Origin of the sequence: Pseudomonas sp. B6001 (genome assembly GCF_013386015.1) — a bacterium.
GTDB lineage: Bacteria > Pseudomonadota > Gammaproteobacteria > Pseudomonadales > Pseudomonadaceae > Aquipseudomonas.
On the sequence record NZ_JACAOX010000018.1, the window covers coordinates 36,002 to 59,597 of the forward strand.

The 23,596-nt window shown below is 59.5% G+C and carries 20 protein-coding genes; 4 read left to right on the plus strand and 16 right to left on the minus strand.

What is annotated here, in order from left to right; translation table 11 throughout:
- Positions 1–9: 9 nt before the first annotated feature.
- Positions 10–774 carry a CHAD domain-containing protein gene (locus tag HX821_RS19890; RefSeq protein WP_177036261.1) on the minus strand — a complete coding sequence of 255 codons (765 nt, stop codon included), beginning with the start codon at positions 772–774 and terminating at the stop codon, positions 10–12.
- Between the two features lie 80 nt (positions 775–854).
- A complete protein-coding gene (locus tag HX821_RS19895) occupies positions 855–1,133 on the minus strand; it encodes a hypothetical protein (protein ID WP_003218744.1) in 279 nt (92 codons plus the stop codon).
- A 217-nt stretch (positions 1,134–1,350) separates the two neighbouring features.
- Between HX821_RS19895 and HX821_RS19900 the strand changes: the two genes are divergently transcribed.
- Entirely contained in the window at positions 1,351–2,388 is a 1,038-nt protein-coding gene (locus HX821_RS19900; RefSeq protein ID WP_087693690.1) for a patatin-like phospholipase family protein, read from the plus strand.
- 128 nt (positions 2,389–2,516) lie between these two features.
- On the opposite strand, the gene HX821_RS19905 is transcribed toward HX821_RS19900, so the two are convergent.
- From HX821_RS19905 to kdpF, 6 genes are all read right to left on the minus strand, one after another.
- Positions 2,517–3,212: a response regulator gene (locus HX821_RS19905; RefSeq protein WP_003218747.1), complete on the minus strand. Its 696-nt coding sequence runs from the start codon at positions 3,210–3,212 to the stop codon at positions 2,517–2,519.
- Between the two features lie 37 nt (positions 3,213–3,249).
- Positions 3,250–5,901 carry a sensor histidine kinase KdpD gene (locus HX821_RS19910; protein ID WP_177036262.1) on the minus strand — a complete coding sequence of 884 codons (2,652 nt, stop codon included), beginning with the start codon at positions 5,899–5,901 and terminating at the stop codon, positions 3,250–3,252.
- A 143-nt stretch (positions 5,902–6,044) separates the two neighbouring features.
- Entirely contained in the window at positions 6,045–6,590 is a 546-nt protein-coding gene (kdpC, locus tag HX821_RS19915; protein WP_177036263.1) for a potassium-transporting ATPase subunit KdpC, read from the minus strand.
- Positions 6,591–6,657: 67 nt separating this feature from the next.
- Positions 6,658–8,715, minus strand: coding sequence for a potassium-transporting ATPase subunit KdpB (kdpB, locus tag HX821_RS19920; protein WP_003218752.1), 2,058 nt, complete (start codon positions 8,713–8,715; stop codon positions 6,658–6,660).
- Between the two features lie 12 nt (positions 8,716–8,727).
- Complete coding sequence (gene kdpA / locus HX821_RS19925; protein WP_177019482.1) at positions 8,728–10,422, minus strand: potassium-transporting ATPase subunit KdpA; 1,695 nt, start codon at positions 10,420–10,422, stop codon at positions 8,728–8,730.
- A 9-nt stretch (positions 10,423–10,431) separates the two neighbouring features.
- The gene (gene kdpF / locus HX821_RS19930; protein WP_003218754.1) at positions 10,432–10,521 is read right to left on the minus strand and encodes a K(+)-transporting ATPase subunit F; all 90 of its coding nucleotides are present in this window, start codon (positions 10,519–10,521) and stop codon (positions 10,432–10,434) included.
- 344 nt (positions 10,522–10,865) lie between these two features.
- Here kdpF and eat point away from each other — a divergent pair, with 344 nt between their 5' ends.
- The 3 genes from eat (at position 10,866) to HX821_RS19945 (ending at position 13,186) form a co-directional block, all read left to right on the plus strand.
- Positions 10,866–12,230 carry an ethanolamine permease gene (gene eat / locus HX821_RS19935; protein WP_003218757.1) on the plus strand — a complete coding sequence of 455 codons (1,365 nt, stop codon included), beginning with the start codon at positions 10,866–10,868 and terminating at the stop codon, positions 12,228–12,230.
- A 110-nt stretch (positions 12,231–12,340) separates the two neighbouring features.
- The gene (locus HX821_RS19940) at positions 12,341–12,508 is read left to right on the plus strand and encodes a DUF2897 family protein (RefSeq protein WP_177036264.1); all 168 of its coding nucleotides are present in this window, start codon (positions 12,341–12,343) and stop codon (positions 12,506–12,508) included.
- Positions 12,509–12,607: 99 nt separating this feature from the next.
- Positions 12,608–13,186 carry a TetR/AcrR family transcriptional regulator gene (locus HX821_RS19945; protein ID WP_177036265.1) on the plus strand — a complete coding sequence of 193 codons (579 nt, stop codon included), beginning with the start codon at positions 12,608–12,610 and terminating at the stop codon, positions 13,184–13,186.
- Between the two features lie 28 nt (positions 13,187–13,214).
- On the opposite strand, the gene HX821_RS19950 is transcribed toward HX821_RS19945, so the two are convergent.
- The 8 genes from HX821_RS19950 to HX821_RS19985 all read right to left on the minus strand — a co-directional run bounded on the left by HX821_RS19950 (position 13,215) and on the right by HX821_RS19985 (position 23,502).
- Positions 13,215–13,547 (minus strand): ComEA family DNA-binding protein, encoded by a 333-nt coding sequence (locus HX821_RS19950; RefSeq protein WP_177036266.1) that lies wholly within the window; start codon positions 13,545–13,547, stop codon positions 13,215–13,217.
- A gap of 111 nt (positions 13,548–13,658) precedes the next feature.
- Positions 13,659–15,653 (minus strand): nucleoside-diphosphate sugar epimerase/dehydratase, encoded by a 1,995-nt coding sequence (locus tag HX821_RS19955; RefSeq protein ID WP_008437723.1) that lies wholly within the window; start codon positions 15,651–15,653, stop codon positions 13,659–13,661.
- 164 nt (positions 15,654–15,817) lie between these two features.
- Positions 15,818–16,996 (minus strand): DegT/DnrJ/EryC1/StrS aminotransferase family protein, encoded by a 1,179-nt coding sequence (locus tag HX821_RS19960; RefSeq protein ID WP_102368428.1) that lies wholly within the window; start codon positions 16,994–16,996, stop codon positions 15,818–15,820.
- A gap of 99 nt (positions 16,997–17,095) precedes the next feature.
- Positions 17,096–17,722, minus strand: coding sequence for an acetyltransferase (locus HX821_RS19965; RefSeq protein ID WP_177008086.1), 627 nt, complete (start codon positions 17,720–17,722; stop codon positions 17,096–17,098).
- Positions 17,719–18,315, minus strand: a complete 597-nt coding sequence (locus tag HX821_RS19970; protein ID WP_177008087.1) for a sugar transferase — start codon at positions 18,313–18,315, stop codon at positions 17,719–17,721. Before HX821_RS19970 ends, HX821_RS19965 begins: the two co-directional genes overlap by 4 nt.
- Positions 18,312–19,529: a glycosyltransferase family 4 protein gene (locus tag HX821_RS19975; protein WP_177008088.1), complete on the minus strand. Its 1,218-nt coding sequence runs from the start codon at positions 19,527–19,529 to the stop codon at positions 18,312–18,314. Before HX821_RS19975 ends, HX821_RS19970 begins: the two co-directional genes overlap by 4 nt.
- Before the next feature lie 2 nt (positions 19,530–19,531).
- The gene (locus tag HX821_RS19980; RefSeq protein ID WP_371316171.1) at positions 19,532–21,076 is read right to left on the minus strand and encodes a heparinase II/III-family protein; all 1,545 of its coding nucleotides are present in this window, start codon (positions 21,074–21,076) and stop codon (positions 19,532–19,534) included.
- A 281-nt stretch (positions 21,077–21,357) separates the two neighbouring features.
- Positions 21,358–23,502: a bi-domain-containing oxidoreductase gene (locus tag HX821_RS19985; RefSeq protein WP_177036268.1), complete on the minus strand. Its 2,145-nt coding sequence runs from the start codon at positions 23,500–23,502 to the stop codon at positions 21,358–21,360.
- Positions 23,503–23,596 lie beyond the last annotated feature (94 nt).

Here is a 23,596-nt window from a genome sequence, read left to right on the forward strand (position 1 = left end):
GTCGCAGGGTCAAGCGAAGCAGTCGGCGTTCAACTTATCCAAAACCCGATCCGCCTGCCCTTCCGCCTCGGCCATGGTGCGGTGCCAACCAGGCACGCACGGCTGCAAATCGGGCTCGTGCCCGGCTTGCGCCAGCCATTGCCAGCAATCGTGCCAATCACCCAGGGCGCCCTGGGCCGCCTTGAGACGCGATATGGCTTTGGGCGGTAGCTTGTTCAGCTCGGGATAAGCCTCGGCCGCATAACGCACGCGCTTGATCAACAGGCGCAGGCGATGACGGTCGTGGTTGGGGTCGTGCAGCGCTTCGCCGAGCTTCTTCCATTGCTTGGCCAGGCGTTTTTCAATGCGCGTGCGCAGGCCATTGAGCAATTTCTGCCGTTGGGAGGCGCGGATAAAGCGGGGGAATGCTTCGAGGATCAACAGCAGTTGCGCCAGCTCAGGCCCTTGTGCAACCGAGCGGTAGGTGGCCGGCTGTTGCCGGATACGCCGCTCGGCCGCCTCATGATGGCCGTGTTGGTGGAGGTACGCCGCCAGCACTTCGCGGTCGCGAAATGGCGTGGTCAGTTGGCCGACGGCACTGGCGGCCGCCTCGAGCTGCTCGACACCGGGCAACCCACGCAATGGCCGCAACAGGCTGCGCAAGCGCCGCACCGTGGTACGCAGATCATGCAGGGCCTCGTCGTCCGTGACGGCGGCGAGGCGCGCCTGGCAGCTCAGTAACCCAACTTCCAGGCCGATGACCTGAGCGACTAGCTGATCGACCAAGGCTGACATCCTTTCCTCCTCAATGATTAAACCTTCGGGCTTGAGGCCGCCGACGCAACCTCGTTGCACTCGACAACTGCTACGCGGGGTTAGCGCCCGGCGCGCGACTCACGAATATAGAAGCGGGCTTTCTCGGCCTTGGTCGAGCAGCCTTCGAAGGCTTCGAACTGCTGCTGGGTCTTGGCGCCAGTCAACAACGACAGAGCCTTGGAGTAACTCACGGTGCCGGCGAAACCTTCGGCCTTGGCCAGGTCCAGCTCGTGCCACGCAGCATCCAGTTGCGTGCCGCAGCTGTCGCGATAAGCGGTTTTCCCGGCACAACCGGCCAGGGCCAACACGATCACAGGCACACACATCCAGGCTTTCATCAAATGACACCTCAAGAAAAGAAAAAACAGTCACAGGTGTAGACGTTGCCTACACCGAAAAGTGCCTTATCCGACTGCCTGAATCCGCAGTCCCGATTGCCAGAGCATACCCGAGCGTGGTGGCCCGCTCGCGAAAATAATCGGTTGTGACAGTGATGATTGAAGCGCGCCCCTCGATGGGTGCATTGTGGTCACCTGTTTTGCGAAGGATCAGGTCATGAAGAAACGTGTTGCATTGGTGCTGGGCTCCGGCGGCGCCCGGGGCTACGCCCATATCGGCGTGATCGAGGAAATCGAAAAACGCGGCTACGACATCGCCTGCATTGCCGGTTGCTCCATGGGCGCCGTGGTGGGTGGGATCTATGCCGCGGGCAAGCTGGAAGAGTACCGAAACTGGATCGAAAGCCTCGACTACCTGGACGTACTGCGCCTGGTAGACGTGAGCTTTCGCCTGGGGGCGATCCGTGGCGAGAAGGTGTTCGGGCAGATCCGCAAGATCGTCGGCGAGATCAATATCGAAGACCTGCGCATTCCCTACACCGCCGTGGCCACGGACCTGACCAACCAGCAGGAAATCTGGTTCCAGGAAGGCTGCCTGCACCAGGCCATGCGGGCCTCGGCGGCGATTCCCAGCCTGTTCACCCCGGTGATGCAGGGCAATCGCATGCTGGTGGACGGCGGCTTGCTGAACCCTCTGCCGATCGTGCCGGTGGTGTCGAGCCACTGCGACCTGATCATTGCGGTCAACCTCAACTCCACCAACCAGAAGCACTACAAGCTTCCGGTGATCCAGCGTCCGCCGGCGTTCAGGAGCCGCTTCGACAACCTGGTGCGTTCACTGGGTTCGCACTTGCCGTTTCGGCGCAAGCAGGCCGAGCAGTTATTGATGCTGGAACAGGAAGCGCTGCTGGCCCAGGCTGCCGATATCAACCCGTGGCTGGACTCTGCCGAACCCGAGGCGCAACAACCGGCGGCGGCACCGGAAAAGGCCGGGGCGCCAAAGTCGGCGACCGGCTCGTTCATCATCGATAACGTGGGGCCTGCATCGCTGCTGGATTTGATCAACCAGAGCTTCGAGGTGATGCAGACGTCATTGGCACAGTACAAGATCGCCGGGTATCCGCCGGATATTCTGATCAACGTGCCGAAGCGCGTGTGCCGGTTTTTCGAGTTTTACAAAGCGCCGGAGTTGATCGCGCTGGGGCGGGAGATCGCGAGCGATACGCTGGATCGTTACGAGAGCGAGCAACACTGAGGTTTGATAAGCAGGGCTTGTGTGGCGAGGGAGCTTGCTCCCGCTGGAGTGCGAAGCGCTCCCAGGATTCTGGGGCTGCTGCGCAGCCCAGCGGGAGCAAGCTCCCTCGCCACAGGTGAGCTAACGCTTCAGGCTTCGGTGTTCAATAGCCGATACCCAACACCGGCCTCAGTCACGATAAACCGTGGCTGGGTCGGATCATCCGCCAGTTTCTGGCGCAGATGCCCCACCACAATCCGCAGGTAATGGCTGTCTTCGGTATGGGTCGGCCCCCAGATATCCTTGAGCAGTTGCTGCTGGGTGATCACCCGCCCGGGATGCCGCGCCAGTTGCGCCAGCACCGCGTATTCCTTGCGGGTCAGCGCCACTTCGACACCGTCCAGCAGCACCCGCCGATAAGCCAGGTCTACCGTCAGCGGGCCAAAACGTAGTGCCGCTTCCTGGGCCTCCCCCGCCGGCGCCTGGCGCAACAACGCCCGCACCCGTGCAAGAAACTCCTGGATGCCAAATGGCTTGGTCACATAGTCATTGGCGCCGTTGTCCAGCGCCTCGACTTTTTGCACTTCACTGGCTCGCACCGACAACACCAGTACCGGTACCGTGGACCACTCACGAAACTCGCGCAGCACCTGCTGGCCGTCCATGTCCGGCAGGCCGAGGTCGAGCACCAGCAGGTCCGGTTTACTCAAGGCGGCCTGCGCCAGGCCTTCGTTGCCGGTGCCGGCCTCGATCACTTTGTAGCCCTGGGAGGCCAGGCTGATACGCAAGAACTTGCGGATCTGCGGTTCGTCGTCAATGACCAAAATCGTCGCAGTCTGGCTCATGGTGTCCAATCAAAATCCGTGAAGAAAAGAGGGTAGCTCAAGGTTCGCTTTCCAGGCCAGGCTGGGCCTGCAATGGCAGGAATAAAGTGATGCAGGTGCCACGGCCCTCAATGCCGTCGGCCACGCTGATATGCCCGCCGTGGGCGCCGACCATGCCCTGGCAGATCGCCAGGCCGAGCCCGGTGCCCTGCCCGCCGCGATCCCCCCTGGCGGCGGTGTAGAACATATCGAAAATCTTCGCCCGCTCCTCCTCGGGAATCCCCGGTCCCTCATCGGCAACAGCAAAAAACAACTGGCTATCCTGCACGCCCGCGCTGAGTTTCAGCCGGCCTTGTGGCGGCGAGAAGCGTGCGGCATTTTCCAGTACGTTGACCAGTGCTTGCTCGATCAACGCGGCATGCACGTAGAGCAGCGGCAGCTCGGGCGGCACGTCGGTGATCACCTGCAGCGGCGCCAATACCGCACGCAAGCGGCCCAGGGAGCTGCCGACGATATCGCCGGGTGACACCCAGTCCCGCGCCAGCTTCAGCGCACCGTGACCCAGGCGAGTCATGTCCAGCAGGTTCTGGATGTAGCGATCCAGGCGCTCAGCCTCATCGCGGGTGCCTTCCAGCAACTCCCGGCGATCTTCCAGGGGAATCGCCTCGCCGAGGGCCAGCAGGCTGTCGATGCTGCCACGCATGGAGGTCAGCGGTGTGCGCAAATCGTGAGACACCGAAGCCAGCAAGGCGCTGCGCAATTGCTCGGTTTCGCCGTGCAGGCGCGCGGCTTCCAGCTCCTGGCCAAGTTGTGCACGGGCCAGGGCCTGGGCCAAGGGCTGGCTCAAGGCCGTGAGCAGGCGACGGCGCTGGCCGCTCAGTTCAAGCCCGGCCTTCGGGCTGACCCCCAGCAGACCCAACGGGCCTTCTTCGCTCGACAACGGCCACCACCACCAGCGCCCGAACGGCAAGGTGCCGGTGCCCATGCCGGCCGGCTGATCGTGCTGCCAGGCCCAGTCGGCGGCGGCGCGTTCGGCTTCGGTAAAGGTGATCGGGCCTCCGGTCTCGACCTTCCAGTCGCCCTGCCCGTCGCGGTTGAGCAGGCACAATTGCAGGTCGCTCCAGCCTTCCAGATGATGCGCGGCGGCACTGATCACTGCCTGGCGATCGGTGGCGGCGGTGAGTTTGCGGGACAGGTCGAGCAGCTCGGTGGTTTCTTCCTGGGTATCGCGCAGCGCCTGCAACTGCCGGCGCTGGCGTGCAGCGAGATTACCGGTGAGCGCCGCCATCAGCAGGAAGAACAACAGCGTCAGCACGTCTTCTTCACGCTGGATCGCGAAGGAGAAATTCGGCGGGATGAACAGGAAGTCGTAGCTCAGGAATGACAGCGCCGCACACGCCAGCGCCGGCCCCAGGCTACTGCGCACCGCCACCAGCAATACGGCGGCGAGGAACACCAGCGAGATATTCGGCAACGGCAAGGCACTGGCGACACCCCATGCGACTGCGGCCGCGATCACGGTCGCCACCACCGCCAGGGCATAGTCAAACCACACCAGCCCACGCACATCCGGCAGGCGCGGAGGGGCCGGAACTTCGTCGCTGTCGAGGACGTTGATTTCCAGGCCCCTGGCATTGCGCAACAAACGCGACGCCAGGCCACCACCAAACACGGTGCGATGCCAGCGCGGCCGGGACTGCCCCACCAGAATCAAGCTGGCGCGACGCTCGGCGGCGTGCTGGATCAGGGTCTTGGCCACCTCCCCCGCTCGCAGCAACACCACTTCACCGCCAAGACGCTCGGCCAGTTGCTGGGCGTTTTGCAGGCGCAGGCGCGATTGTTCATCCCGCACCCGGCCGTTATCCACATGCACCAGGCTCCACGGCAAATGCCGACGCTGGGCCACCCGGCTGGCGTGACGAACCAGGCGTTCGGCCTGGGCATCGCCATCCACGCCCACCAGCAAGCGGCCACGCACAGCCGGTGCGGCCTGGCCCAATTGGCGATAACCCTGGGCCAGGTCATCGTCGACATGGGCCGCCGCGGTTTGCATCGCCAGCTCGCGCAGGGCCATGAGGTTGGTCTGGGTGAAGAAGGCATCGATGGCAGCACGGGCCTGTTCCGGCACGTACACCTTGCCGTCCCGCAGGCGCTCCAGCAGTTCCCGGGATGGCAGGTCGATCAGCAGCAGTTCATCGGCTTCCTGCAAGACCCAGTCGGGCAAGGTCTCGCGCACTTGCACGCCGGTAATGCCGCGCACCTGGTCGTTGAGGCTTTCCAGGTGCTGGACGTTGACCGTGGTGAAGACGTTGATGCCCGCCGAGAGCAATTCCTGAATGTCTTGCCAGCGTTTTTCGTGGCGGCTGCCGGGGGCGTTGCTGTGGGCCAGTTCGTCCACCAGCACCAGTTTGGGCTTGGCGGCGAGCAGGCCGTCGAGGTCCATTTCCTCCAGCATCACGCCGCGGTATTCGGAACGCAGCAGCGGCTGTTGTGGCAAGCCGCTGAGCAAGGCTTCGGTCTCGGCGCGACCGTGGGTTTCCACTACGCCGGCGATCAGCCGCACACCCTGGCGCAGTTGGGTGTGGGCAGCCTGGAGCATGGCGTAGGTCTTGCCCACGCCCGGGGCGGCGCCGAGGAAGACTTTGAGCCGGCCACGGCCGTCCCGGGGTAGATCGGCTAACAGGGCATCGGCGCGGCCGGAGTCGCTCATGCGGGCGGTCTTCCTTCAGGTGTTGATGTGGGTTTCTTGAGTCCGCCTTCGCGAGCAAGCCCGCTCCCACATTTGACCGCATTCCAAAGGTGAAACTCAGTCGAATGTGGGAGCGGGCTTGCTCGCGAAAGCGGCGCCACGGCTTACAGTTTTTCCAAGGCCATATTCAGTGCCAGCACGTTCACCACCGGCGGCCCCACCAGCGGGCTTTCGATGTGCTCGTCCATCAAGCGCTGCAGGGTCGCCACCGGCAGATTACGTGCGGCGGCTACCCGGGCCAGTTGATAGGCAATTGCCTGCGGTGGCAAGTGTGGATCAAGACCGCTGCCGGAGGTAGTCAGCAACGCCATCGGCACCGGTCCCTGGTCTGGCACCAGCATTTTCTTGGCATCGTCAAATACACGAGTGGCCAGTGCTGGGTTGCTTGGGCCGAGGTTGCTGGCGCTGCTGGAAACCGTAGCAAACGCACCGGCAGATGGCCGTGGGTGGAACCAGCCGTCACCGGTGAAATCCTGGGCAATCAGGCTCGAACCGCGAACCTTGCCGCTGGCATCGTGCACCACGCTGCCGTTGGCCTGGTCAGGGAACGCGACTTGCGCCACGCCGGTAACAACCAGGGGATAGGCCACGCCGGTGATCAGGCTCATCAACACCAGCAGGCTCAGGGCCGGGCGGATAATGTTGGACATTTCAAATTCCTCAATTCGGTCATTGCAACCTGCAGGCACCGGTTTGCCGGTACCTGCGGGCATCGAGTCAAACCAGGTGCAGCGCGGTCAACAGCATGTCGATCGCCTTGATGCCCACGAACGGCACCACGATCCCGCCCAGGCCGTAGATCAGCAGGTTGCGACGCAGCAACGCCGCCGCACTCGCCGCCTGTACACGCACACCGCGCAGCGCCAGGGGGATCAGCACCACGATGATCAGCGCGTTGAACACGATGGCCGAGAGGATCGCGCTCTGCGGGCTTTGCAGGTGCATCACGTTGAGCACACCCAGTTGCGGGTAGATCGAGGCGAACAGCGCCGGCAGGATCGCGAAGTACTTGGCCACGTCGTTGGCGATGGAAAAGGTGGTCAGCGCACCACGGGTCACCAGCAATTCCTTGCCGATCTGCACCACGTCCAGCAGCTTGGTCGGGTCGCTGTCGAGGTCGACCATGTTGGCCGCTTCACGGGCGGCTTGCGTGCCGTCGTTCATTGCCATGCCGACGTCAGCCTGGGCCAGCGCCGGGGCGTCGTTGGCGCCGTCGCCGCACATCGCAACCAGGCGACCATCGTTCTGTTCGTGACGAATGCGCGCGAGTTTTTTCTCTGGGGTGGCTTCGGCGAGCACGTCATCCACACCGGCTTCAGCGGCAATCGCAGCAGCGGTCAGCGGGTTGTCGCCGGTCACCATCACGGTGCGGATCCCCAGCTTGCGCAGCTCGGCAAACCGTTCGCGGATGCCGGGCTTGACCACGTCCTTGAGGTGAATCGCGCCGAGCAATTTGCCGTCGGCACACACCAGCAATGGTGTGCCGCCGCTCTGGGCGATCTTGTCGATTTCCCGCGACAGCGCCGGTTGCAGGTCGCGGCGTTGCAGGCCAATGAACGCCAGCAGCGAATCCACGGCACCCTTACGGAACACACGGCCCTGGTAGTCGACGCCGGACAGGCGGGTTTCCGCGCTGAACGGTACCGAGGTCAGCTCATCCGTCGACGGCTCGGCTTGCGGGTGCTGGCCGCGCAGGTATTCGACGATGGACTTACCTTCGGCCGTGTCGTCCGCCAGGGATGCCAGCAGCGCGCCCTCGGCCAATTCCTTGCCGCTGACACCCGGCGCGGCGATCACGTTGGTGCAACGACGGTTACCGAAAGTGATGGTGCCGGTCTTGTCCAGCAACAGCACGTGCACGTCCCCCGCCGCCTCCACCGCGCGACCGGATTTGGCGATCACGTTGAGGCGCACCAGGCGGTCCATGCCGGCAATACCGATGGCCGACAACAGGCCGCCGATGGTGGTCGGGATCAGCGTGACCAGCAGCGCCACCAGGAACACCAGCGGCAGGTTGCCATTGGCGAAGTGGGCGAACGGCTGCAGGGTCACCACCACCAGCAGGAAGATCAGCGTCAGTCCGATCAGCAGGATGTCCAGCGCGATTTCGTTGGGGGTTTTCTGGCGCTTGGCGCCTTCCACCAGGGCGATCATGCGGTCCAGGGTCGACTCGCCCGGGTTGGCGGTGATGCGAATCATCAACCAGTCCGAGACCAGGCGGGTGTTGCCGGTGACGGCCGAGCGGTCGCCGCCGGATTCACGGATAACCGGGGCCGATTCACCGGTGATGGCCGCTTCGTTGACCGCGGCAATCCCTTCGATGACTTCGCCGTCACCCGGGATCATTTCCCCGGCGACCACGCGTACCACATCACCTTTGCGCAGGCTGGTGGCCGGCACGACCTTGAAGCTGCCGTCGGCTTCCTTGCGGCGGGCGCTGAGGCCCTCGCTGCCGGCCTTGAGGCTGTCGGCGCGGGCCTTGCCGCGGCCTTCAGCCAAGGCTTCGGCGAAGTTGGCAAACAGCACGGTGAACCACAGCCACACGGCGATTTGCACGGAGACGTAGGTCGGTACGGCCACCTCCGGCACGAAGCACAGGATGGTGGTGAGGATCGCGGTCAGTTCGACCACCAGCATCACCGGCGAGCGTTGCAACTGGCGCGGGTCCAGCTTGACGAACGCCTGGACCAGCGCCGGGCGCCACAGGGCCGACATTGCGGTCTTGGCCGGCTCCTGGGTTTTCACCGGAGCCGCGTTTTTTGCAGGCATATTCATTTTCATATCCCCTTAGAAGCCCATGCTCAGATGTTCAGCGATAGGCCCAAGTGCCAGCGTCGGCAGGAAGGTCAGGCCGCCCACCAGCAAAATGGTCACGGTCAACAGGGTCACGAACAGCGGGCCGTGGGTCGGGAAGCTGTTCTGGCCAATCGGTGCGGTCTTCTTCATCGCCAGGCTGCCGGCCAGGGCCAGTACCGGGAGGATGTAACCGAAGCGACCAAGCAACATCGACAGGCTCAACATCAGGTTGTGGAACGCGGTGTTGGCACTGAAGCCGCCGAACGCCGAACCGTTGTTGGCACTGGCCGAGGTGTAGGCGTACAGCAACTGGCTGAAACCGTGGGGGCCAGGGTTACTGATGGCACCGGCCGGGCCAGGCAGGCTGGCGGCGATGGCACCGAGTACCAGGGTGCCGACCGGCATCACCAGCAAGGTCACGACCAGCAACTGCACTTCCTTGGCCTGGAGTTTCTTGCCGAGGTATTCCGGTGTACGGCCAATCATCAAACCGGCGAGGAACACCGCAATCAACACGTTGAGCAACATGCCGTACATGCCGGCGCCGACGCCGCCAAAGATCACTTCGCCGACCATCATGTTGACCAGCGACACCATCCCGCTCAGGGGGTTGAGGCTGTCTTGCATACCGTTGACCGAACCGTTGGACGCGGCGGTGGTCGCCACCGACCACAACACGGTGCCAGTGGTGCCGAAGCGCGCTTCTTTACCTTCCTGCGGTGCCGCCTGCTCAACCGCCGGGTTGTTCAGCGCCGGGTTGGGTTGGTACTCGGCCCACATCGCGGTAGCACCGCCGATGATGAACAGGGCCAGCATGCAACCGAGGATCGCCCGGCTCTGACGCAGGTCTTTCACGTAGTGGCCAAAGGTGAACACCAGCGCCACCGGAATCAGGATGATCGCGCCCAGCTCAAACAGGTTGGCCCAGGCAGTCGGGTCTTCGAACGGATGCGCCGAGTTGACGCCGAAGAAGCCACCACCGTTGGTGCCCAGTTGCTTGATCGCAATCTGGCTGGCAGCCGGGCCCAGTGGGATGACCTGGTCAACGCCCTGCATGGTGACCGCGTTCACATAGTGAGCGAAAGTTTGTGGCACGCCCTGCCAGACCAGGAACAACGCGAACACCAGGCACATCGGCAACAGGCCGTAGAGAGTGGCGCGGGTCATGTCGACCCAGAAATTGCCCAGGGTCTTGGTGGACTTGCGACCGATGCCACGGCACAACGCGACCAGTACGGCGAGGCCGGTGGCGGCACTGACGAAGTTCTGCACGGTGAGGCCGACCATCTGACTGAGGTAGCTCAGGGACGCTTCACCGCTGTAGTTCTGCCAGTTGGTGTTGGTCATGAAACTGATGGCGGTGTTGAACGCCAGGGTCCATTCCTGACCCGGCAATTTCTGCGGGTTCAGCGGCAGGTATTCCTGGAACAGCAGGATCGCGAACAGCAGCACGAAACCGGCAAGGTTGAACGCCAGCAACGCCAGCGCGTATTTCTGCCAGCTCTGTTCCTGGTCTGCATCGACACCCGAAAGGCGATAGCACACGCGCTCGACCGGGCCGAACACCGGCGTGAGCCAGGTTCGCTGCCCTTCCATTACCTTGTAGTAGAACCGCCCCAGGGCCGGTGCCGGAATCAGCACCAAGGCAAAGAAGGCGATGATCAGCCAATAGTCATAACTGTGCATAGCCTGCTCCTAGTTCCGATCCGCGCGTAACAGCGCAACCAGCAGATAAATGAACAGCGCCACAGCCAACAGCAGTGACACCCCGTCCAGAACGCTCATGGAAGTTTCTCCGTCGTGCGGCGACTGCCGCGTGTAGGAGGATTGTCCGCAGGAGTGGCGTAAAGGAACGAGAGCGACGGTATGGGTGGGGCGTAAAGACGGCGTAAAGAGTGGGTTTATGCGGGGTTTACGGGGGGTATGCACTTCAAATGTGGGAGCCGGGCTTGCCCGCGATAGCGTCAGACCAGACACCAACGCCCTCATCTGGTGCAGCGCTTGAAATGATTCAAACGCCAAACCGTTCCCTTGGCGACAGTTCGGCGCCTTTACGACACCGCATTGGCTAATGGCATGTCCGCTGCAATGCCCTGAAACATTCCAAACCGTTCAGGGAGCGCTACACGATGAACACACAACTCAAACCCACCTTGGGCACTCTGCATTTGTGGGGCATCGCAGTCGGGCTGGTGATTTCCGGAGAGTATTTCGGCTGGAGCTATGGCTGGGGCGTGGCGGGAACATTGGGCTTCCTGGTGACCTCGTTGATGGTCGCCGCCATGTACACCTGCTTTATATTCAGTTTCACCGAGCTGACCACCGCGATTCCTCATGCTGGGGGCCCGTTTGCCTACAGCCGCCGGGCGTTCGGCGAGAAAGGTGGCTTGATTGCCGGGCTGGCGACGCTGATCGAGTTCGTCTTCGCCCCGCCCGCGATCGCCCTGGCCATCGGCGCGTACCTGAACGTGCAGTTTCCGGCCCTCGATCCGAAACATGCGGCCGTCGGCGCCTACATTGTGTTCATGGGCCTGAACATCCTCGGGGTGAAGCTCGCCGCCACCTTTGAATTGGTGGTCTGCGTGCTTGCCGTGGCCGAGTTGCTGGTGTTCATGGGCGTGGTCGCTCCCGCCTTCAGCTTCAGCAACTTCGCCCTCAACGGCTGGGCCGGCTCCGACACCTTCGGCGCACCGGCGATCGCCGGAATGTTTGCGGCCATACCCTTTGCCATCTGGTTCTTCCTCGCCATCGAAGGCGCCGCCATGGCGGCCGAAGAGGCGAAAGATCCCAAGCGCACTATTCCAAAGGCCTACATCAGCGGCATCCTCACCCTGGTGATTCTGGCCATGGGCGTGATGTTCTTTGCCGGTGGCGTGGGTGACTGGCGCACCCTGTCGAACATCAACGACCCGCTGCCCCAGGCGATGAAAACCGTGGTCGGCGACAGCTCGGGCTGGCTGCACATGCTGGTGTGGATCGGCCTGTTCGGCCTGGTGGCCAGCTTCCACGGGATCATCCTGGGTTACTCCCGCCAATTCTTCGCCCTGGCGCGCGCGGGCTACCTGCCCTCCTTCCTCGCCAAACTGTCGCGCTTCCAGACGCCGCACCGGGCAATCATCGCCGGCGGCATCGTCGGCATCGCCGCCATCTACAGCGACGGGCTGATCAACCTGGGCGGCATGACCCTGACCGCCGCGATGATCACCATGGCGGTGTTCGGTGCCATCGTCATGTACATCATGAGCATGCTCAGCCTGTTCAAACTGCGCAAGACCGAGCCACTGCTGGAGCGGACCTTCCGCGCCCCGGGCTATCCAATCGTGCCGGGGATTGCGCTGGTACTGGCCGTGGTCTGCCTGGTGGCCATGGCGTGGTTCAACGCGCTGATCGGGCTGATCTTCCTGGGCTTCATGGTGGTGGGTTTTGTGTACTTCCAACTGACCGCGCAAGACCGCGCCGATGCACCGGCGGACGCTATGTTGACCGGGCTGTAAGGCTACCGGGGCAGAACGGGCCTACAATGAACTACTAAGAAAGCCCGTTACTCAAAGCAGTCATTACCGTGGGAAATTTCCCCACGGTTTGCTGCCTCAAGGAGAGCCCTATGCCGTGGTATGCCTGGTTGATTTTAGTGGTCGCGATCGGTTCGATCGTCGGTGGTTTGTTGATGCTGCGAGACAGCGCCAACAAGGTTGAATTGACTGATGAACAACGTAAGCGCGTGGCAGAACGCAATGCCCAGGCGGACGCCAAGGATGCGCAGAATCGTTGAGGCTGAAGCGGCTCCCCGTTGAGCCGCACAATTTTGTAAACACCCGCGTATGCCCCGCCAAGCTTGGTTAATATGGCCTGATGTTTCGGAGGCCTTCCCATGCGCTATTCACAAGACCACAAAGCCCAAACCCACCGGCGCATCATCAAGGAGGCCTCGGTACGCTTTCGCCGTGACGGCATTGGCGCTACCGGCCTGCAGCCGCTGATGAAGTCGCTGAACCTGACGCATGGCGGGTTTTACGCGCACTTCAGGTCAAAGGACGAGTTGGTGGAAAAGGCGTTGCAAGAGGCTGCAGCTCAACTGGATGAACATTGCAAAAAGCTGTTCAGCCAACAGCGACCGTTGGAGGCGTTCATTGATAGCTACCTGTCGCAATGGCATCAGACATCACCCCATGAGGGGTGCCCGCTGCCCACGATGTCTTCCGAGCTGGGGTTGCGCGGGCAGAACAGCAGGACGACGGATGAGGTGCTTAACGCCCGGCTCAAGCAAGTCGAAGCCGCCCTCGAGAGCCCGAATGCCCGCGAACAGGGCCTTGTGCTGATGTCGACGCTGGTGGGAGCGTTGGTGTTGGCAAGAAGTGTGGAGAGCGCCGAATTGGCCACGCGGATTCTTGATGTGGTGCGGGGGAGCTTGAAAGCGGGGTTCTGCGGCCAGAAGAAAGCCGGTCAATGACCGGCCTCCTCGCCTGCTTTTCAGATGTTCAATTGACCTCAAGCCTGTCGCGGTTCTTCTCCAGCAATGCCTTGCCGATACCTTTTACTTCCAGCAACTCATCTATCGCAGTGAAGGGCCCGTTGGTTTCGCGGTAAGCGACGATGGCTTTGGCTTTGGCTGCGCCAATGCCGAAGAGGTCCCGGCGCAGGGTTTCGGCGTCTGCGGAGTTGAGGCTGACCTTGGTGGTGTGGTCGACCTTGGTCATTTGTGTGGAAATGGAGGTTGGCGTTTCGGATTTGGTGGAAGGTGCGGCAGTAGTGGCTAGGGAGAGGCTGGCAAGAAAGGCAAAGACAAAGGATGAGAAATAAGCTTTACGCATAGGTGACACTCCATGACATCGATAAGGGAAAAGCAGCTTTTCCGAAGCTGCTTTTCAAACTTAGGCGATGTTTGGGGAGAGTCAAAAATGGGTGAGTTACAGGGTGTGAGCTCAGGGCTCAAGACGACGCTGCTGGTAGATCCAGTCGACGATTTCACCGTCCGGGGAATAGCCGCTGACCGTTTCGCGCAGCAACTGACGCACACGCGTGTAGTCATCCTGTTCAACGGCGCTGAGCAGCTCCGTTAATCGGCCCTTCAACACCTCCCAGGGCAAGTAGTCTTCATTGGCACTCATAATCATCGGGTGCGGCGTCGTGACTACGTTGTCGCCGATCAACAGTTCCTCATAAAGTTTTTCGCCGGGACGCAGCCCCGTAAACTCAATGGAGATGTCACCTTGAAGATTTTTATCAGAGCGAATACTCAAGCCGGAAAGGTGCACCATCTTCTCGGCCAGCTCGACGATTTTCACCGGCTCGCCCATATCCAGAACAAATACGTCACCGCCCAGCCCCATGGAGCCCGCCTGGATAACCAATTGAGCGGCTTCAGGGATGCTCATGAAATACCGGGTAATCTTGGGGTGCGTAACCGTCAGCGGGCCACCGGATTTGATTTGCTTGTGGAACAACGGGATCACTGATCCTGATGAGCCCAGCACATTGCCGAACCGCACCATGGTAAAGCGGGTCTTGTTCACACGGGAAACATTCGAAGTCTCACCGAAAAGCACCGGAGCAATTTCACTGCTGAGCGCCTGCAGTGTCATTTCTGCGAGACGCTTGGTGCTTCCCATTACATTGGTGGGACGCACTGCCTTATCAGTAGAAATCAGCACGAAGTTCGCCACATTGGCGCGTAAAGAGGCTTGCGCGGCGCTCAGCGTGCCCATCACATTATTCAGCACGCCTTCAGCAATATTATGCTCGACCATCGGTACATGCTTGTAAGCCGCCGCATGGTAGACCGTGTTCACGCGCCAGGTTTTCATGACGTCAAAGAGCTTTTCCTGATTGCGCACAGAACCCAGGATTGGCAATAACTTAACTGAAAGCGACTCACGCACGATTCGCTGCTCAAGCTCTTGCAGGATGCTGTAGAGATTGAACTCGCTATGCTCATACAACAGCAGTGTCGTGGGTTGCAGCGTGAGAATCTGCCGGCAAAGCTCAGACCCGATTGAACCGCCCGCCCCGGTTATAAGAACCGACTGCTCCTTGATGCAATGTTCAAGCAGCTCGTCCTGAGGAGGGACAGAGTCACGGCCCAACAAGTCAGCAATATCAACTTCCTGGATATCATCGACTTTCACTCGCCCGCTGGCCAAATCCATAAAACCGGGCACGCTTTGCACATGGAGTGCGAACCCCTCCAGGAAGGTCAATATCTCCCGGCGGCGCCCACGATTGGCAGACGGAATGGCGAGAAGAATCTGCTGGGCACCGGTGACGTCAACCATCTGCTGGATATGCTTTGGCTTATAGACATGCAAGCCTGAAATCACACGATCGGCAATGCTGCTGTCATCATCAATAAAGGCGACAGGACGCAACAGCCTCCCCATGCGCAATGCAGCAACCAATTGATTACCGGCTGCCCCCGCACCATAGATGGCCACCTTCGGCAGTCCATCATCTCGATTGGTAAAAGGAACATGTTGCGCAGCCGCGAACCAGTCTCCCAGGAAATACTGGCGCATCGCGAGGCGTAGCCCCCCGATCATGACCATGCTCAACCACCAGTAATTGAAGATGACCGAGCGTGGAACAAACAACTGATGGTTGCCGCTCCAGTAAACAACCAGCGCGAGAATCAACGATGACAGGCTGACGGCCTTGATAATTGCGATCAGCGCATCGTTTCCAAAATAGCGCATGACTGCACGGTACATACCAAACCGTACAAACAGCGGAATAGCGATGACCGTGGCGCTCAGGAATAGCCATAGGTATTCAGTGAAAGGATTGATCAGCTCATCAATCCCCAAACGAACGACAAAGGCCATCCAAAGGGCAAACCAGACAAGAAAAACGTCGGTCACTACCTGGAAGGCACGTTTCTGCCGCCGCGTTAAACCCAGTAATAAGGTTCTCAACTTATCCATAACGCCTTGAAACACCTCTGTTACTCCTAAAGTACATCCGCCACCACCATGGATGATTCCAAGGGACCTCATACCATGATGATGGAAAATTCCATTTGACTGGCCCGCAGCTCAAATCCTTCTGCGTTGCAAACAAAGACGGGCATTCCTGACTGTCTAACTGATTACTCTTCGGTAGCCAACTGCATAACGGTCTTGAGCACCGAGCATGTCTTGTCGATCTCATGCTGCGTCAACGTCGGGTGCACGAGAAACATTACACTTGTTTCGCCGAGCTCCCGTGCTACCGGCAACCGGCTCGCCGGACGCCAGCCAGTATTGTCAAACGCCTTCTCCAGATAGACCTCGGAGCAGGAACCGGAAAATACCGGAACGTCTCGTGCCGAAATCTCCGCCAGAATACGATCACGATCCCATCCGGCCTTGAGAGCCTGAGGCTCGACAAACACGTAGCACTTATACGCCGCGTGAACACTGCCCTCAGGCATGATTGGCACACGCAAGCCTTTGAGTTGGCTGGCGCACTCCCATATCTGCCCGGCATTCGCCAGCCGGCTGGCCTGCCAGTCGGTCATGCGCTTGAGCTGAATCCGACCGATGACGGCCTGAACCTCGAGCATTCTCCAGTTCGTACCGAAGCTTTCATGCAACCAGCGAAAACCAGGAGGATGGTTACGTTCGTAGACAGCTTCCCAGCTTTTGCCATGATCCTTGAACGACCACATGTCCGACCACAACTTACGATCGTTGGTTGTGACCATTCCGCCCTCGCCACCTGTGGTCATGATCTTGTCCTGACAAAAGGACCAGGCAGAGATATGGCCAATTGACCCCACCGGGCGCCCCTTGTAACGGGCGCCATGGGCCTGGGCACAATCTTCGATCACTTTAAGGTCGAATTCCTCGGCCAGGGCCATGATCGGATCCATATCGCAAGGCCAGCCAGCCAAATGCACACAGATTACGGCCCGGGTGCGAGGAGTCAGTACAGCGCGGATAGTCTGCGCGTTGAAGTTTTGCGAATCGCGATCCACATCGGCAAAAACCGGAACAGCCCCGGCATTCACAATGCTCGAGACGGAAGCAAGAAACGTGCGTGAGGTGACAATCACTTCATCGCCAGCACCGATACCCAACGCCTTCAAGGCAAGGTCTAGGGCAACCGTTCCGTTAGCCAGGCCGATGGCGTATTCGGTGCCCGCCCATGCAGCGAACTCCTTCTCAAACTCACGCCCCTGTGTACCAGTCCAGTAGTTGACCTTATTGGACAGAATCACATCACGTACGGCGTCAGCTTCCTCTTCAGTAAAAGAAGGCCAAGGAGAAAATGGTGAATTCAACACAACCAGTACCCGTCAGTTTTCATTCGAAAATATGAAAGACTCGTCACTACGAGCCCCGTTGCAATTCGCTCAATCCGCTGTTCGCGCGGCGACGACTTTTCAAGAGCCGTCCAATAACCTGGCCGGCACTCCGGCGACCGTAACCTTGTCTGGCACGTCTCTGACAACTACGGCACCCGCACCAACCATGACCTGTGAACCGATGCTCACAAGTTGTCGTATGCAGGCACCTATGCCAATCCAGCTCAGATCCTGTACGCAGACGCCCCCTGCAAGCCGGGCGCCGGGGCTGATGTGCACACACGATCCCAATAGACAATCGTGGTCGACACTGCTGCCCGTATTGAGAATAGCGCCCCTGCCAACTTTGGCATCGGCGTTTACCACCGCGCCAGCAAACACCACCGACCCCTCACCAAGCGTGGCATACCGGCTGACGGTTGAATCCGGATGGCGCAGCGTTACCAGCGTAGCGCCTGCCGCCTTCAGCTGGTCCAGTTTTGCCTGGCGAACCCGATTATTGCCGATCGCCACCAACACACCGTCATATTCATGCACAGCCGCCAACAGTCTCTCGGTGTTGCCTACGACGCTCCAGGCACCATTTCGAAGCAAACCGGGCCAGGCGTCATCAAAGAATTCAATCGTGTCCCAACCGCAGCATTCGGCCGTATCCGCGACGACTTTGCCATGGCCGCTTGCACCCAGCACCGCAAGGCGGCTCATGGCTTGGAGCCCGTGAACTTCGATGCTGTAGCTTCGCCTTCGGCACTGATACCGTCACGCACCAGAACTTTCTTGATCGTCAGGAAAATCACCTTCATATCCAGCCAAAAAGACTGATTATCGACATACCAGGTGTCCAGCTTGAACTTTTCTTCCCAGCCTATTGCGTTGCGCCCGTTGACCTGTGCCCAGCCGCTGACGCCAGGGCGAACCTCATGGCGACGATATTGTTCGGCGCTGTAGAGAGGCAGGTATTCCATCAGCAACGGTCGCGGGCCCACCAGGCTCATATCGCCCTTGACCACATTCCACAACTCGGGCAATTCATCCAGGCTGCTGGATCGCAGAAAACTGCCAAAGGCTGTCATGCGCTGGGAGTCTGGCAAAGGCTCACCGTTTGCGTCATGAGCATCACGCATCGTACGGAACTTGATCATTTCGAACGGTTTGCCATTCCGACCTGGTCGAACCTGACGAAACAGAACGGGAGATCCCAATTTCTTGCGAATGTTCCAGGCAATTACTGCTATGACCGGAGAAAGCAGAATTAGTCCAAGCAACGACGCAAATAAATCAAAACCACGCTTGATCATCTGGCAACACCCTCCAGCCAATCCACAAACCGGTCAGCCAATTTACGTCGGTCAAACTCTCTGACCGCCAATTCTCTGCCTCGTGCGCCCTTCGCCCGCAGCTCGTCACGATCATCTGCCGCCTGTATCAACGCATCTGCGAAAAGCGCAGCATCATCTGGAGGTACGACAAAACCGCAGTTCTCGGTGGAAATCATCTCGGCGAGCCAGCCCGGGTAGTTATTTAAAACAGGCAACCCTGACGCGATATAGTCGAAAAACTTGTTAGGCGACGTTCCGTAGTAAAAGGCCGGTACGTTTGCCAATATCTGCAGCCCCAGGTCCGCGCTGGCCATCAAACCGGACAACCGGGCCTTGTTCACCGGGTCATGAAATATCACATTGTCCAGCTGCTCTTCCGCTGCACGCTTCTGAAGCGCGGGCTTGAGCTTGCCCTGCCCGATCAAAACCAGCCGGATATCATCGCGCTTTCGCAGTTTAAGCTCTCGAGCCGCATCGAGCACCGCGTCCAGCTTGTTGGCCACTCCATGAGTACCCGCGAAGACCGCTACCAGATGGCTTTTATCCACTCCAGCCGGCAACCATGGCTCAGCAGGCGTGTTGAAAATATCAAGGTCACAACCGTTTGGGATCATTTCGATTCGATCACGCGCCACACCGCGGTGCGCAATGCCATCCACAATACCTGGAGACAATCCAATGACCCGGTGAGCCGAGCGATAACTTGCCCACTCAAGAAAAGACATGGCGGCAAGGATTACCGGATTACGAATGACGCCCATCGCTTTCGGCAGCTCGGGCCAGAGATCCCGGACCTCAAATACAAACGGCTTATTGCGAAACCACCGGGCGAATATCCCGGGGATACCGGCTGTCAATGGCGTCGTGGTCGCAAAGACCAGGTCGTAACGCTCGGTTAGCGCAATACCGATACTGCGCACTGCAAACTTTAAAAAGCTGAGCGCTCGAACGAACAGGCCATCGCTGTTGGAGTACGCCAGGTCAAATTCGATGATCTCGATACCGTCGACGGTACCTTTGCGTTTTCCACCAACGAAAGGGCTTTCCAGCCCCGTTTGGCCACCACCGTAGCTGCCGCAGACCATCGTCACCTGATGCCCCCTGGCAACCAGGCGGCGGGCCATCTCATAGGACCGGATACCGGTCGCTCCTTTCGGAGTAGAAAAATGCTGATGAAAATAAAGGACTTTCATGTCTACCAGTGATACTCCGTAGTCAAAACGCCCGCCGAAGTCACCTCAACCTCAAGCACCGGCACTTCAGTTTTTTGTAAGTAGTAACGAGACTCCCAACCCTGGACGAGCGCTCGTCGCACGATAGGCATGCTGCCTGCAACCGACAATCGATGGGAGCCGTTGGTCAGGACGTCGCCCTCAAGCCGCCAGTCCCCCGGCTGCAAACGCCAGCGTAGAACTGCACGATCCTTGAATCCGCTAAATTCATCCCTGACCAGCATGCCGGTGTCGCTCAGGCTCACATGCCGCTTATGACGGACGCCGTTACCGTCGATATACGTGGCGCCGCAGGCGCTTGTTCCAGCCTGCTCAACCAGGCTTTCGACCTGGCGCGTACGCAACCACTCCCCGAACAGAAACCGGCTGAGCCTCGGCATCTGGTCTCGCCCATCAAATTGAAGGGTGTTGTGGCTGGCGGTACCCGGAAAATAACTCAGCCACTGGGCAGAGGTGTTGTAGCTGAAGGTACCTGCATCCCGGAGCAGGTTAATGCCTGCACGCCATAGATCCACATGCAGGGCATCGGCCTGGCTGGGGCGAAACCGGAAGCGCGGGTAGCGCAATACAGCGAAGGTTTGTTCACGCCGCAACAATGCATAACCACCCTGATCATACAGCTGGCTACCTGGACGCTCCGCTACCGCCGATGGGCCGGGCAGCAGCAGCCATTGCAGTGGCAAATCCCATTCACCTGCCGCCTCATAGGCTCTCTTTCCGGCAAACAACGCCATGGACAACTGGACCGAAGGCCTGAAGTCGCGATAGTCCGTATCCGTCAGTGGCAGCAGCCGGGCACCATCATTTGCGCCAATGTTCGGAGCATCTCCAGTGTGCTCGTCGACCAACGAAAATAACCAATGCGCGGCTGTGCGAGCCCTGAGTTGGAACGTGGCGGAGAACGCCGGGAGCCCCAGCTTGTTTCTCCAGATTTCAACCATGGAAAATGTGTCGAGCATCACCCGATGATAATTGACGGAGTACTGGCTGAAACTGCCATCTTGCTCGATCAGCCGAGCGGCCCGGTTTTCGAGCCATTTGCGCCCCAATCGCTGCCAGCGTTCGCCCTCGGGGCAACCGCTTGAGGTCAACCAACTGCCGCCGACAAAAAGTGCAGCCGCCTCGGAAGTCCCGTGGTTATTGTCCTGAGCCATCGCATAGCTCAGCGTCGGCTCGATACGCTTGAGGTGCAGTCGGACCAGATCCACAAGCCCCGGCAACGGGTTGGCAAACTGTTCGACAATGACCGAACTCATCGCCAGGTGCAGGACACGAATGGACGCCTCCTGACCGCACTTCCAGTTCGGACCGCAATAGGGAGGATTGTTGACACACCAATCCGTCAACCAACCGTTTAACTGCGCCGTCCCTGAAGACCCGCCAACACAGGACTTCTGGGCAAAGACCAACGTCCAGTCAAATCGCGAAGCTTCCCAGATATTCTTGATATCACCGACAGCGGCATCAAAATCAGGAATCCGCCACCATTCCCTGCCGGGATCAGGCACTCGAACTCCATTCAGCGGATTCAAATGCCAGTCAGGGGGTGCGTCCGATACCGGGCACTCCCAGAACCCGAAATACCGGACCTGGGAATCCCATTGGGACGCACATGGCAACGAGCCGGCCTGCCTCGCACTTTCCGCAAAAAACGGGCCTTGAGGAATTTCAGCCCGAAGGCGTCGGACCGGGTTCAAGCCAGTCTTGACCCCGAGCCGATACGTCAATGCACGCGCCAGATTGCCAAAACCGAGAGCTATCGCAGTTTTGGCTTTAACAAGAAGAAGGCTCATTGCTCGCGCAGAATCCGGGCAACTTCAATGCTCACGCGCGCCACTTCGAAAATCTCATCGGAAGTGATCGGCGTGACCGCCCCGTTTTGCACCGCTGCCAGGAAAGCTGCAGCGCACTCGCTTTGCCCCTTGTTCTGTTTCCAGAGATTCAGCTTGCTGAAGCCCGGCCAGCCGAAACCCTTCAACTTGCGGAAGTTATCCAGTTGCAGGACGCGTCCGGCAGCGAAAACTTCAACTCGCTCTTTTGGAAAGCTTGAAGCGCCATTGGCCAGATAGAGGATGGTGCCGAAAGAGCCATCCTCAAACCCCAGGGTGATCGCCGCTTTATCTTCCGTAATGGCAACAGCAGGCGTATCGCCCATTCTGCGGGCCTGGATCGAAACAATTTTGCTGCCCGCGAGAAAACGCATCAGGTCGATGAAATGACACGCTTCGCCAATAATGCGCCCACCGCCGACTGACGGGTCCTGGGTCCAGTGATTTGCGGGAATCGCTCCGGCATTCATCGTCATGATGAAAGACTTGGGCTCTTTTACAGCCGAGAGCAACGCCTTCATCTTTTGCACCTGCGGCGAAAAGCGTCGATTGAACCCCACCATCAAATGTGGCTTGAGCCCGTGTTCGACAGCCTTTCGATAGGCCTCTTCAACCGTTGCCAGATCCTGGGCTTCAATTGCCAATGGTTTTTCGACGAACACATGTTTACCCGCCTCCAGCGCTTGCGCGACAAAACGGGCATGGCTGTCGTGCCGGGTGACAATTGCAACAGTGTTGATCGTGCTCTCGCCAAGCATCGCACTGATATCAGTCGAGGCTTGTGCAAATCCGGCCTTGCTGCCGTGTATTACACCGTTGATGCCACCGGCAGTCACAATCGTATGGAACTGAGCCCCTGCGGCCTTGAATGCCGGTATCAGCATTCTTGATGCATAGTTTCCTGCACCGATGAAGCCCACCACGGGTTTGACCGGGTCGAAACTGGCTACCGCACCAGGTGCCAGCACCACCTCCTTGATGTTTCGCTCGGTCTCTTCCGAGGTGTACTGAAGAATGATGCCCAGCGCCGAATTATCCGTCGTAAGCGTCTGATAGGCATCCGCGGCGTCTTCGAATGCAACCCGATGGGAGATCAACGAGTTGACCTCCAATTGGCCGCTGGCGAGCATGTCCAGGACGGCTTCGAAGTTGCGCTGCTCAGTCCAGCGAACGAAACCTATCGGGAAGTCGTTGCCTTGATCTTCGTAACTCGGATCGTAGCGCCCAGGCCCGTAAGAACATGAAACCTGGAATGTCAGTTCCTTCTCATAGAAGTCGGCTCGACTCAACTCAAGCCCGGTTACCCCCACCAGAACAATGCGCCCACGCTTACGGCACATGTGTGCCGCCTGGGTGACCGGGTCGGACGACTTGGTCGACGCCGTAATGATGACGCCATCCACCCCTCTTCCGCGGCTGAATGTCATTCCCGCCGAAACAACATCTTCGCCCTTGCCGGGGTTGCAGGTTTCGGCGCCATAACTGCGAGCCAATGCCAGCTTTTGCTCATCGAAGTCAACGGCAAGTACCCGGCAGCCTTGAGCCCGCAGGAGCTGGACCGTCATCAGTCCGATCAGGCCTACGCCGGTGACTACAAAGGTTTCACCCAATGTCGGCTGAGCCAGACGAATGCCCTGCAAGCCGATGCTGGCAAGCACGGTAAACGAAGCGGCTTCGTCGCTGACCGAGTCCGGAATCAAGGCACACAGATTCTTGGGAACAACAACGATATCGGCATGAGGACCATTGGAAACCACACGGTCGCCCGGCTTGAACCCGGACACATCATTGCCCACGGCACCCACAACACCCACGTTGCAGTATCCAAGCGGCAACGGCTGCGCAAGCTTCGAGCGAACGGCTTCCACCGTTGTCGCCAAGCCATCGGTCTGGACCTTTTGCAGAACCATGCGGACCTTGTCAGGTTGCTGGCGAGCTTTTTCCAACCAGTTGGCACGGCCAAACCCTACCAGCATGCGTTCCGTGCCGGCAGAAATCAGCGTATTGGTTGTATGGATCTTTAGCGTGCCACTACGAACGGCGGGAGCGGGTGCATTAACCAATGACGTCTCACCGCTAGCCATGTTCTGAACAACCTGCTTCATGCATTCACACCAATAAAGTTAAAAATTCACTCATCACTGAGAAACTTGTATAGAGCTATGTATCCTACCATCGGATAAGGCCGTGGCGTCGCCG